Below are 12,560 nucleotides of genomic sequence, written 5' to 3'. Positions count from 1 at the left end.
TCGGGGCCCTCGTCCGCTTTCCCGAGGCGCCGGGTCTTTCGCGAGCGGTTCAGATCTTCTGGGGTACGCCGGATCCTCCGCGACGGGTCAGACGACCGGTGGCCGCCCCAGCCGGGTGAGCCGCCAGACCGTGCGCCAGCGCATGGGACGCCGCTCGCCGGCGGGTTCGCGCAGCCCCTCCAGGAACCCGCCGCACCAGGCCCGCAGCCCCGCGAGCGAACGGGTCCGCAGCAGCGTGAGAAGCGTCCAGACCCCCAGATGCACCGGGACGAGCGCAAGCGGCAGCCGCCTGCGGACCAGCCACACCCGGTTGCGGGCGGTGACCCGGTGGTAGATCGCGTGCCGGGCGGGTGAGGTCTTCGGGTGCCGAAGGAGCAGCTCGGGCGCGTAGAGGATCTTCCATCCGGCGTCGGCGGCCCGCCAGGCCAGGTCGGTCTCCTCGTGCGCGAAGAAGAACTCGGCGGGCCAGTCCCCCGTCTCTTCGAGCATCCTCATGCTCAGGGCGTGCCCGCCGCCGAGGAACCCCGTGACGTATCCGCCGCGCATCGGGTCGGACGCGCCGACGCGAGGCACGTGCCGTCGCTGGGTCTCGCCCTGCTCGTCGGCGATGCGGAACCCCACGATGCCGAGCCGGGGATCGGCGACGTACAGGTCGCGTACGCGGCGCAGCACGTCCGCGTCGACCAGCAGCCCGTCGTCGTCCAGCTCCACGACCACGTCGGTGTCGCCGAACTCCCGGAGCCGGGCGAGGGCGACGTTCCGGCCGCCGGGGCAGCCGAGGTTCTCGTCGACGTCGACGGTGGTGACCTCGCCGGGGAGGGAGAGCCGGTGGGCGAACTCGGGCAGCCGGCAGCCGTTGCCGACGATCACGATGCGGGCGGGGGCGAGGTCCTGCTTGGCCACGGACTCCAGCAGGGCGTTGATCTCCGCGGGCCGGTTGCCCATGGTCACCACGGCGACGGCGATCCTCGGCTCCACCGGTTCCACCACGGCTCCCTCACTCCATCCGGCCGACGACGGCGCCCATGCTCCCACCGCACGGCGCCCCTCGTTCACCAAGATGTCGTCCCGGCTGCCCGGGTTGTCCGCCCACCGGCCTGCTTTGCGCCCTCTTTGCGACGGTTTTCCGCGCACCGGACGACACTGTCCGGTGTGGCCCACGACCGCGTCCTCCTGGGCTTTGTCGGCGACCTGCGTCACGGGGACGGCGGCATCGGCTTGTCCTCCGCAGGTGGAGCCGTCGGGTCAGACAGGGTCGGTGCCGACGGCGCCGGCCGAGCAGAGGGAACGTTGCTCCTCGGCGAGCGCCCCCGGCAGTGGATGGGGGGCGTTCCCAACTGGCTGCCCCCCATCCGTGCCGCGGTGATCGAGGGGAAGACCCCTACGTCCTTGAGTCGGGCGCCAAGCGACAGATCAGTGATCGTTCATGAAGTAGCCCGACCCCGACCAGTCGCCGCCGTCGCCGTCGAAGAGGAGGTCTATGCCGCGCTCGCTCAGGTTGTACGTGGCGCCGTCGCTGGCCCGATGAGTCTTGCAGCTGCCGACGCCACCACTGGCCGTCATCTCGTAGTCGTAGGGCCATACGTCGGTGGCGCGGACCTGGACCATGGCCGAGTGCCCGTTCGACTTTGTGTCGCACACCGAGATGATGTCGCCGTACTCCTTGACGTAGACCCGCACACCCGAGGCTTCGTATGTGTGGTCCCAGGTCATTCCGGGATCCGTCGTGGCGGAGGCGCTGCCTGCACTCACCATCAACGTGGCCGCCGCGGCCAACGCCATCGCCCCTGCGCCGACACGACCGAATCGTAGCTTCATATCATGCTCCCTTTCGTGCAGATGAGGGACAATAGGTCCCCGAAGACCGCCGATTTTGTGCGCGAGCTCGGGGGTTCTCATCTCAGGAGTCCCTCTTGCGTGGGTCAGGGCAAAGGGCGCCCCCTGGGGGCACGGTCGCCTGATCAGCTGGCGTCTGCGCATGCCAGAATCCCCCGTCATTGCGGCCATTGCGCCTGATTGCCCCGGCCGGAATCTGGTCTTCATCGGCTTCGGCACGCCAGCAATGGCCGAGTGACTTCATGCTGCGATCACTCGATCTTGATGACGAGCCTATCAACTCCCCTGAATCCCCGGGCAGTCACACTCACGACCGGTCTACGCCGACCCCGCCCGGCTCGACGACCCCGGACTCGTCCGACGGCGCCGCGGTCCGTGTCGGGGGGCACCAGAACCCGCTACGTCCACCGTCAGCCCGCCCCCGAAAGCTGATCGCGCCCAGCGAGCTGTGGCAGGAGTGCGACGCAGTGTTCACCCGCCCGGACGGGCGCCCCATCCCCCGGCGGGGCCGCCTGGGCGGAGTTCAAGGAGCCGCTGGCGGAAGCGGGCGTCGACGCCCGCCGATGCGCCGCATGGGAGACGCCTTCATGCCGCGCCGGAAGACCCCGACTGAGGCCAGAACTGAGACCGAGGACCGGCGAGCCGAGCGGGCACGACGCCGGCGCCGCGTCCGCTGAACGAGGAAGCCCAGCTCAGACGCTGTCTGAGCTGGGCTTTCGATGGAGCCGCTTTCGGGATTCGAACCCGAGACCTACGCATTACGAGTGCGTTGCTCTGGCCATCTGAGCTAAAGCGGCGCGCTGCCGGCACCATGGTGCGATCGGCAACGTCGGTAAGTCTACACAGTTTCCGGAGGTGCTTCGCACACGCCCCCGGACGCCGGGGACCCGGGGCCGGGGCCCCCGGGCAGGGGGTTACGAGCAGCGCATTCCGGCAGCCGGTGGGGTGCCGCGGAGCAGGTAGGCGTTGATCGCGGAGTCGATGCAGGCGCTGCCGCGACCGTAGGCGGTGTGGCCGTCGCCCTTGTAGGTGAGCAGGCGGGCCGAGGCGAGCTGGCGGGACAGGGACCGGGCCCACACGTAGGGGGTCGCCGGATCGCGAGTGGTGCCGACGACCACGATCGGGGCGGCGCCCCGGGCCTCGATTCGGTGCGGCGCGCCGGTGGGCGCGACCGGCCAGTACGCGCAGTTCAGGGAGGCCCAGGCCAGCCCCTCGCCGAAGACCGGGGACGCCTTCTCGAAGGCGGGCAGCGCCTCCTCGACCTGCGCGGGGGTGGAGAAGGCCGCGGGAAGGTCGAGGCAGTTCACGGCGGCGTTGGCGTACATCAGGTTGGCGTAGTGGCTGTTGGCGTCGCGTTCGTAGTAGCTGTCGGAGAGGATCAGCAGGCCGGCGCCGTCGTTCTGCTCCATCGCCGAGGTGAGGGCCTCCCGGAGCTGCGGCCACTCCGTCTGGTCGTACATCGCCGCGATCACCGCCGTGGTCGCGAGCGCCTCGCCGAGCAGGCGGCCGTTCGCATCGCCGGTGGGGAGGGGGTGGGCGTCCAGCCTGCGGAAGAACGTCTTGAGCTTCGCGCCGACCTGCTCGGGCGTCGCGCCCCGGCCGCCCAGCGGGCAGTCGGTCTGCCGCACGCAGTCCCGCGCGAACGACCGGAACGCCGTCTCGAACCCCGCCGTCTGCTCCAGGTTCAGCCGGCGCGCGGACAACGAGGGGTCCATCGCGCCGTCCAGGACGAGCCGGCCGACCCGGTCCGGGAACAGCCCCGCGTACGTCGCGCCCAGGAAGGTCCCGTACGAGGCCCCGACGTAGTTCAGCTTCCGGTCCCCCAGCACCGACCGCAGGATGTCCATGTCCCGCGCGGTCTCGACGGTGGAGACATGGCGCAGCAGGTTCGGCGCGTGGGCGCCGCAGCCCTCCGCGAACCTCCGGTACGCCCCGACGAGCGCGTCCGTCTCCTTCCGGCTGTCCGGGGTGATGTCGGTCTGGGTGTACGTGTCCATGGCGCGGTCGTCGAGACACGTGACGGGTTCGCTGCGGGCGACGCCGCGCGGGTCGATCGCCACCATGTCGTAGCGCGCGCGGACCGCAGCCGGGTAGCTGACGCCGGCGTACTGCTGCAGGTAGCCGACCGCCGAGCCGCCCGGGCCGCCCGGGTTCACCAGCAGCGAGCCCAGCGGCTTGCCCGGGCCCGTCGCCCTCTTGCGGGCGACCGCCAGCCGGACGTCGCCCGCGTCCGGCCGCGCGTAGTCGAGCGGCGCCTTCATCGTGGCGCACTGGAAGCCCGGCACCCCGCAGTCACGCCAGGTCAGCTTCTGGGCGTAGTACGGCGACAGGGTGGACGGCGTGGAGCGCGGCAGCGCGGCCAGGACCGCCTCCGCGGCGGAGGCGGTGTGCGTGGCCGAGTCCTGGGCGGAGCAGGCCGACGCGAGCAGCGCGGCGGCCGCGAGCAGCGCGCCGCCCGCGCGGACCGTGCGGAGTGCGCCGTCGGTACGCGGCGTGCGGGCAGTGCGCGTCATGCGCCCGGTGCGGGCGCTGCCGGCGGTTCGAGGGGTACGGGTCCGGGGACTCCGGCCGGTCGGACGAAGGGCGCGGCTGAGGTACATCGAACGAGCGTAACCCTCCGCGATCGGGCATGCGCGAACCGTGCGCAGCGTGCCCCGTACGAGTCATGCCGTGCCCCGTGCGAGGTACGGCGTGCCACATACGGGTCGTGCCGTGCCGCCGCGCGAGGTAGGGCGTCGGTGTCGGCCCGGGCCGCGTGAGCGACGGGGGCGCCGTCGTCAGCCGGAACGCAGCGCCATCGTCATCGCCTCCACCGCCAGCAGCGGGGCGACATTGCGGTCCAGGGCGTCGCGGCAGGCGGCGATCGCCTCGATACGGCGCAGGGTGGACTCCGGGGAGCCCCCGCGGGCCAGCCGCTCCAAGGTGTCCTCGACGTCCGCGTTGGCGATCGCGACCCGGGAGCCGAGCTGAAGGGCGAGGACGTCGCGGTAGAGCGCCGTGAGATCGGTCAGGGCGAGGTCCAGGCTGTCGCGCTGCGTACGGGTGCGCCGGCGCTTCTGCTTGTCCTCCAGGTCCTTCATCACTCCCGCCGTGCCCCGCGGCAGCCGGCCGCCCTGGGACGCGCCGAGCGCCGCCTTCAGCTCCTCCGTCTCCTTGACGTCCATCTCCTCGGCGAGCGCCCTGGCGTCCTCCGCCGCCGCGTCGACCAGTTCCTGGGCCGCCTTCAGACAGCCGCCGATGTCGTCCAGGCGGAGCGGGAGCTTGAGCACCGTCGCCCGGCGCTCGCGCGCGGCCGGGTCGGTGGCCAGTCGGCGGGCCCGGTCCACGTGGCCCTGCGTGGCGCGGGCGGCGGCGGCCGCCACGGCGGGTTCGACGCCCTCCCGGCGCACGAGCATGTCGGCCACCGCGTCCACCGACGGTGTGCTCAGGTTCAGATGGCGGCAGCGGGAGCGGATCGTGGGCAGGACGTCCTCGATCGAGGGCGCGCACAGCAGCCAGACCGTGCGCGGGGCGGGCTCCTCGACGGCCTTGAGGACCGCGTTGGCGGACTTCTCGTTCAGCCGCTCGGCGTCCTCGACGAGGATGACCTGCCAGCGGCCGTTCGCCGGTGAGGTGAACGACTTGCGGACGGTGTCCCGCATGTCCTCGGCGAGGATCTGGGTGCCCACGGCGGCGACCGTGGTGACGTCGGCGTGCGTCCCGACCAGTGCCGTGTGGCAGCCGTCGCAGAACCCGCAGCCGGGGGCTCCGCCCAGGGCGCGGTCGGGACTCACGCACTGCAGGGCGGCGGCGAAGGACCGCGCGGTCTGGGTGATCCCCGCGCCCGGCGGCCCCGTGAACAGCCAGGCGTGGGTCATCTTCGACGCCTCGGGCGGCGGGGCGCCGGTGGCGGCGCCGGTGACCAGGGCGTCGGCGTCCCGGGCGGCGGCGGTCAGTTGCTCGCTGACCCGCTCCTGCCCGACGAGGTCGTCCCACACGCTCATGGGTCACGCCGCCCTTTCGTCACGTTCGGTGGTGGCCAGTCCATTGTGCGGGCAGCCACTGACAATGCGGACGGCGCCTGCCGCCCACCCGGACGTGGGCGGGCGACAGGCGCCGTGCGTGTACGGCCCCGTACGGCTTCGAGGGGCGTGCGACCGACGGCCGCGCGCGCCCGGCCGTGGTGGGGGCTCAGCCTCGGCGGCCTCGGCCACGGCCACGCCCTCGGCCGCTGTCACGACCGCCGTCCTGGCCGCCCTCGTGCTCGTCGGCGTCCCCGTCGTTGCCGCGCGGGCCCAGCAGCTCGTCCGCCAGCGTCGGCAGATCGTCGAGCGGCGTCTGCTCGGCCCAGTCCGGCCGCTGCCGGCCCCGGCGCCCGCCGTCCCGCGCCTCGGCATGGGCCTCGGGGTCGAACTGCGGCAGCTCGCGCGTGCGGTCGTCGTCCCGACGCTCGGACCGGTCGGCGGTCTGCCGCTCGTCCCGGAAGAACCCCGGCGGAACCCGATCTTCCGAACCGTCGTCTCCTCCGACCGGAGGAAGGACCGCCGTCTCGTCCGCCGCGCCCTCCGGCGGCACCGGCGGCAGCACCGCGGTCTCGTCGGCGGCCCCGGCCGGATTCTCGGGCCGTACCAGCGGCTGCGGCAGCCTCGCCGTCACCTCGGACGCGGACTCGGGCCTGGACCCGGAGCGCCCGGTCTCCCAGGACGAACCGCCGTCGACCGCGCCTGCGGCCTCGGCCGCGTCGGCCCGCTCGTCGCGCTCCTCGGTCACCCGCGGCAGTACCGCCGTCTCGTCCACCGGTCCGCCCGAGGCGTTCGTCGGGGTCACCATCGGGGTCGACACGGTCGCCGCGTCCGGCGGGGACGCGGGAGCGGAAGCGGAGTCGGAGGGAGCGGTCGGCTTCCGGGGGCCCGCCTGCGCGGCGGCGGCCGCGCGCTCCGCCGCCCGCCGGGCCTCCTCGGCCCGCAACAGGGCCTCCTCGGCCTTGCGCTGCTTGTCCAGGCGGCGCGTCTCGGCCTCGGCCCGCAGCCGGGCCTCCTCCTCGGCCTCCTTGCGCCGGCGCTCCTCCTCGGCCTTGCGCCGCGCCTCCGCCTCGGCCCGTGCCTTCTCCTCCGCGAGGAGGCGGGCGCGCTCCTCCTCGGCACGCCGGCGCGCTTCCTCCGCCCGCTGCCGGGCCTCCTCGGCCTGCCGTTCGGCCTCGCGGCGCTGCGCCTCCTCCAGCTCGCGGCGCTTGCGCTCCTCCTCCTCGGCGCGCAGCCGGGCGAGCTGCTCCTGGCGCTCGCGCTCCAGGCGCTCCTCCTCCGCCTTGCGGGCGGCCTCCTCCTCCGCCTTGCGACGGGCCTCCTCCTCGGCCTTGCGGCGTGCCTCCTCCTGGGCCTTCACCTCGGCCTCGGACAGCGGCAGCATCTGGTCGAGGCGGTGCCGGACGACGGTCGTGACGGCCTCCGGCTCCTGGCCCGCGTCCACGACGAGGTAGCGCCCCGGGTCGGCGGCGGCCAGCGTCAGGAAACCGGCGCGCACGCGCGCGTGGAACTCGGCGGGCTCCGACTCCAGACGGTCGGGAGCCTCCGTGAACCGCTCGCGGGCCGTCTCCGGGGAGACGTCCAGCAGCACCGTCAGATGCGGGACCAGGCCGTTCGTCGCCCAGCGGGAGATGCGGGCGATCTCCGTCGGGGACAGGTCGCGGCCGGCGCCCTGGTAGGCCACGGACGAGTCGATGTACCGGTCCGAGATGACCACCGCGCCCCGCTCCAGCGCGGGACGGACGACCGTGTCGACGTGCTCGGCGCGGTCCGCCGCGTACAGCAGCGCCTCCGCGCGGTGCGACAGGCCCTGCGACGACACGTCCAGCAGGATCGAGCGCAGCCGCTTGCCCACGGGCGTCGCACCCGGCTCGCGGGTGAGGACGACCTCGTGGCCCTTGGACCGGATCCACTCGGCGAGCGCCTCGGCCTGGGTCGACTTGCCGGCCCCGTCGCCGCCCTCCAGGGCGATGAAGAAGCCGGAGGACGCGGGCACCGTCTCCGGTTCGTCGCCGCCGCGCAGCGCGTCCAGGAGGTCGTTGCGCAGCGGCACGCCGGAGCGGTCGTCGACCTTGGCCAGGACCAGCGCGGCCACCGGCAGCAGCAGCGCGCCGACCAGCATCAGCGTGAAGGCGGCGCCGCCGTGCGCGAACACGAACCTGCCGTTCTGCAGCCGGTGCGGTCCGATGGCCGCGGCGACCAGCGGGGCGATCACGGCGCCGAGGGCGACGAAGATCCGTACCACCGCGTGCAGGTGCTCCGTCATGCGCGGGCGGCGGTAGTCCTCGGCCTCCTGGTCGAGCAGCGCGTGCCCGGTGTTGGCGGCGACGCCCGCGCCGACCCCGGCCAGCGCCAGGAGCAGCAGCACGGTGGTCACGTCCGGGACGAGACCGGCGGCGAGCAGCGCGATGCCGGTGAAGGCGATCGCCAGCGACAGCATCCGGCGCCGGGACAGCGACACCAGCATCCTGGGGGCCGTACGGATGCCTACGACGGTCCCGCCGGTCAGGGCGAGCACCGCCAGCCCGTACAGCACCGGGCCGCCGCCGAGGTCCTTGGCGTGCAGCGCGCACACGGCGACCCCGGCGGCGATCGCGCCGGCCACGGCGGCGGACGCGGCCACGAGCAGCGGAACGGCCCCCGTGCGCCCCTTGTCGACGCCCGTGCCCGTCTTCGGGCGGCGCAGTCCCTCGAGCGGCGACCGCGCGCGCGGGGTGCGCGTGCCGGGCAGTTCCAGGGCGGTCAGCACGGAAAGGGACGCGGCGAACAGCCCGGCCGCGACATACGAGCCGAGGGCGGCCTGGTGCTGGTCGAACCAGTCGAGTGCGGTGCCCAGGAGGTTGTTGAGCAGCGCCGCGACGACGAGGGTGGCGGCGGCGAGGGGGATCGCCGCGAATCCGGTCCGCAGCGACAGGCGGCGCAGGGCTTCCATGTGGTCCGGCAGCGGGCGCACCGTGGCACCCTCGGGCGGCGGGACGGGCAGCAGCGCGGGCGCCGCACTCTCGCGGCACACCGTCCAGAAACGCTCGGCGACACCGACGACGAAGGCCGTGGCCAGCAGGAAGATCAGGGCGTCGCCGGGCGTCCAGTCGATCCACAGCGGCGCCACGATCAGCAGCGCGGCCCGCACACCGTCGGCACCGACCATGGTCCAGCGCCGGTCGAGCGGCCCCTCCGGGGCGGTGAGGGAGGTGAGCGGGCCGAGCAGGACGGCGCCGAAGAGCAGGGTGGCCAGGATGCGCACCCCGAAGACGCTCGCCACCGCCAACGCCACACCGCGGTAACCACCGCCGAAGGCGTCCTCGGCGATCGCGGCCTGGAGGGCGAGGAGGACGAGGACCAAAAGGGCGAGGGTGTCTCCGACACCCCCCACCAGCTGCGCGCTCCACAGCCGTTTCAGCTGCGGCTGTCGCAGCAGCGCGCGGACGGCGCGCTCGCGGGAATCCGCTACGAGGGCGGCGTCGGGGGCCGGATCATGGCCGGTTGGCTGCTCGGCTCGCGTCATGCTTTCAGCCTATCGGCACGCAGCGACAGCCCGTGGTGACCGTCCGAACGTGCGCACGCCCCGTCACCAAAGTGATGCCGAGGTGTTGGTTAGGCGAACCCGTTCCGGGGAAGCGAGGTCGCGACCGGCCGCTTCGAGGGCCGCCCGCCGCATCACCACCACCGCGTCATGTGCGCCGCATCACGCGCCACACCACGGGCGCCGCGACCGGGCGACACGCGCCCGGCCGCGGGCCGGCTCAGTCCGCCGTCGTCTTCGAAGCGGCCGCCTTCGAAGCCGCCGTCTTCGCGGCCGTCTTCTTGGTGGTCGTCTTCTTCGCCGTCGTCTTCTTCGCCGCGGTCTTCTTGGCGGCCGTCGCCGTCGTCTTCTTCGCCGCCGTCTTCTTGGCGGGCGCCTTCTTCGCCGGGCCCTTCGCCCGCTTCTCGGCGAGGAGCTCGAAACCGCGCTCGGGCGTGATCGTCTCGACGCTGTCGCCGGAGCGGAGGGTCGCGTTGGTCTCCCCGTCGGTGACGTACGGACCGAAGCGGCCGTCCTTGACGACCACGGGCTTGCCGCTCACCGGGTCCTCGCCCAGCTCCTTGAGCGGCGGCTTGGCGGCCGCGCGACCCCGCTGCTTGGGCTGGGCGTAGATCGCCAGCGCCTCTTCCAGCGTGATCGTGAAGAGCTGGTCCTCGGACTGCAGCGAGCGCGAGTCCGTGCCCTTCTTCAGGTACGGACCGTAGCGGCCGTTCTGCGCGGTGATCTCCTGGCCCTCGGCGTCGGTGCCGACGACGCGCGGCAGCGACATGAGCTTCAGCGCGTCCTCGAGCGTCACCGTGTCCAGGGACATCGACTTGAAGAGGGAGGCGGTGCGCGGCTTGACCGCGTTCTTGCCCGTCTTCGGGGTGCCCTCGGGGAGGACCTCCGTGACGTAGGGGCCGTACCGGCCGGCCTTGGCGACGATCTGGTGGCCGGTCTGCGGGTCCGTGCCCAGCTCGAAGTCGCCGCTCGGCTTGGCGAGCAGCTCCTCCGCGAGCTCGACGGACAGCTCGTCCGGTGCGAGGTCCGTGGGGATGTCCGCACGCTGGTGCTGCTCGGTGTCCTTCTCGCCGCGCTCGATGTAGGGGCCGTAGCGGCCGACCCGCAGCACGATGTCGTTGCCGACCGGGAACGAGGACACCTCGCGCGCGTCGATCGCGCCCAGGTCGGTCACCAGCTCCTTGAGGCCGCCGAGGTGGTCCCCGTCGCCGTTGCCGGCGTCGGCGGCCGCGCCCTCGACCGGGCCCTCGCCGAAGTAGAAACGCTTCAGCCACGGCACGGCCTGCGCCTCGCCGCGGGCGATGCGGTCGAGGTCGTCCTCCATCCTGGCGGTGAAGTCGTAGTCGACGAGCCGCCCGAAGTGCTTCTCCAGGAGGTTGACCACGGCGAAGGACAGGAAGGACGGCACGAGGGCCGTGCCCTTCTTGAAGACGTACCCGCGGTCGAGGATCGTGCCGATGATCGACGCGTACGTCGACGGGCGGCCGATCTCGCGCTCCTCGAGCTCCTTGACCAGGCTGGCCTCGGTGTAGCGGGCCGGGGGCTTGGTGGCGTGCCCGTCGACCGTGATCTCCTCGGCCGTGAGCGCGTCGCCCTCGGCGACCTGGGGCAGCCGGCGCTCGCGGTCGTCGAGCTCGGCGTTCGGGTCGTCGGCGCCCTCGACGTAGGCCTTCAGGAAGCCGTGGAAAGTGATCGTCTTGCCGGACGCGCTGAACTCGACGTCGCGGCCGTCGGCGGCCGTGCCACCGATCTTCACGGTCACGCTGTTGCCGGTCGCGTCCTTCATCTGGGAGGCGACCGTCCGCTTCCAGATCAGCTCGTACAGCTTGAACTGGTCGCCGGTCAGGCCGGTCTCGGCGGGCGTGCGGAAACGATCACCCGAGGGGCGGATCGCCTCGTGCGCCTCCTGCGCGTTCTTGACCTTCCCGGCGTAGGTACGCGGCTGCGCGGGCAGGTAGTCGGCGCCGTACAGCTGCGTGACCTGGGAGCGGGCGGCGGCGACGGCCGTGTCGCTCAGCGTCGTGGAGTCCGTACGCATGTACGTGATGTAGCCGTTCTCGTACAGCTTCTGGGCGACCTGCATGGTCGCCTTCGCGCCGAAGCCCAGCTTGCGGCTGGCCTCCTGCTGAAGCGTCGTCGTACGGAACGGGGCGTACGGCGAGCGGCGGTACGGCTTGGACTCGACCGACCGCACCGAGAACCGCGTGCTCTCCAGGGCGGCGGCCAGGGCGCGGGCATTGACCTCGTCGAGGTGGAGCGTGTTCGCGCTCTTCAGCTGCCCCAGGGAGTCGAAGTCGCGGCCCTGCGCGACACGCCGGCCGTCGACGCTCTGCAGGCGCGCGACCAGGGACGACGGGTCGCTCGGGTCCCCGGCGCGACCGGTCGCGAAGGTGCCCGTCAGGTCCCAGTACTCGGCGGAACGGAACGCGATGCGCTCACGCTCCCGCTCGACGACGAGACGGGTGGCGACGGACTGGACACGGCCGGCCGACAGGCGCGGCATGACCTTCTTCCACAGGACCGGCGAGACCTCGTAGCCGTAGAGGCGGTCGAGGATGCGGCGGGTCTCCTGGGCGTCGACGAGCCGCTGGTTCAGCTCCCGCGGATTGCGCACGGCCTGCTGGATCGCGTCCTTGGTGATCTCGTGGAACACCATGCGCTTGACCGGGACCTTGGGCTTGAGCACCTCCTGCAGGTGCCAGGCGATGGCCTCGCCCTCGCGGTCCTCATCGGTGGCGAGGAAGAGCTCGTCGGAGTCGCGCAGCAGATCCTTGAGCTTCTTGACCTGCGCCCTCTTGTCGGCGTTGACGACGTAGATGGGCTGGAAGTCGTGCTCGACGTCCACGCCGAGGCGGCGGACCTCTCCGGTGTACTTCTCGGGAACCTCCGCGGCGCCGTTGGGAAGATCGCGGATGTGCCCGACGCTCGCCTCGACGATGTAGCCGGGGCCGAGGTAGCCCTTGATCGTCTTCGCCTTGGCAGGCGACTCGACGATGACGAGTCGGCGGCCGCCCTGCGCGGTCTCGCTGGTCGGGGACAACTTCGCTCTTCTCTCCGGTCGACGCTGGGGGCTCCCCAGGCCTTGGTTTCCCGGGGTCGGATCGTGCTGACGCTGCGGAGTGTGACGGTACATCCCGCCCCCGTGTCAAACGGGAAAAGCCCGCAACGGCCACTCGAACGGTAACCCGACTACCGCCCTT

At 72.7% G+C, this 12,560-nt stretch carries 6 protein-coding genes and 1 tRNA gene; all 7 read right to left on the bottom strand.

Features of this window, described 5'->3' with window-relative positions:
• Positions 1-87: 87 nt before the first annotated feature.
• Positions 88-990 carry a glycosyltransferase family 2 protein gene (locus ACF1A5_RS10105; RefSeq protein ID WP_392192360.1) on the bottom strand — a complete coding sequence of 301 codons (903 nt, stop codon included), beginning with the start codon at positions 988-990 and terminating at the stop codon, positions 88-90.
• Between the two features lie 423 nt (positions 991-1,413).
• Entirely contained in the window at positions 1,414-1,713 is a 300-nt protein-coding gene (locus tag ACF1A5_RS10100; protein WP_392192359.1) for a hypothetical protein, read from the bottom strand.
• Positions 1,714-2,556: 843 nt separating this feature from the next.
• Positions 2,557-2,633: transfer RNA gene (locus tag ACF1A5_RS10095), tRNA-Thr, on the bottom strand.
• A 117-nt stretch (positions 2,634-2,750) separates the two neighbouring features.
• The gene (locus ACF1A5_RS10090) at positions 2,751-4,349 is read right to left on the bottom strand and encodes an alpha/beta hydrolase (RefSeq protein WP_392192358.1); all 1,599 of its coding nucleotides are present in this window, start codon (positions 4,347-4,349) and stop codon (positions 2,751-2,753) included.
• Between the two features lie 264 nt (positions 4,350-4,613).
• Positions 4,614-5,819 carry a DNA polymerase III subunit delta' gene (locus ACF1A5_RS10085; RefSeq protein WP_392192357.1) on the bottom strand — a complete coding sequence of 402 codons (1,206 nt, stop codon included), beginning with the start codon at positions 5,817-5,819 and terminating at the stop codon, positions 4,614-4,616.
• A 187-nt stretch (positions 5,820-6,006) separates the two neighbouring features.
• On the bottom strand, positions 6,007-9,342 hold the full coding sequence (tmk, locus tag ACF1A5_RS10080) for a dTMP kinase (RefSeq protein WP_392192356.1): 3,336 nt from the start codon (positions 9,340-9,342) through the stop codon (positions 6,007-6,009).
• Between the two features lie 238 nt (positions 9,343-9,580).
• Positions 9,581-12,400: a type I DNA topoisomerase gene (gene topA / locus ACF1A5_RS10075; RefSeq protein ID WP_392192355.1), complete on the bottom strand. Its 2,820-nt coding sequence runs from the start codon at positions 12,398-12,400 to the stop codon at positions 9,581-9,583.
• Positions 12,401-12,560: the final 160 nt, after the last annotated feature.

The organism is Streptomyces sp. NPDC014864 (assembly GCF_043081525.1).
GTDB lineage: Bacteria > Actinomycetota > Actinomycetes > Streptomycetales > Streptomycetaceae > Streptomyces.
The sequence above is the reverse complement of the archived record's forward strand: the minus strand, read 5'-3'. Positions and strand labels throughout refer to the sequence as shown.

Bases quoted from the DNA above. Each gene is read 5' to 3' on its own strand.
- tmk (WP_392192356.1), bottom strand. From the start codon at position 9,342: ATGACGCGAGCCGAGCAGCCAACCGGCCATGATCCGGCCCCCGACGCC.
- ACF1A5_RS10100 (WP_392192359.1), bottom strand. From the start codon at position 1,713: ATGACCTGGGACCACACATACGAAGCCTCGGGTGTGCGGGTCTACGTC.
- ACF1A5_RS10090 (WP_392192358.1), bottom strand. From the start codon at position 4,349: ATGACGCGCACTGCCCGCACGCCGCGTACCGACGGCGCACTCCGCACG.
- ACF1A5_RS10085 (WP_392192357.1), bottom strand. From the start codon at position 5,819: ATGAGCGTGTGGGACGACCTCGTCGGGCAGGAGCGGGTCAGCGAGCAA.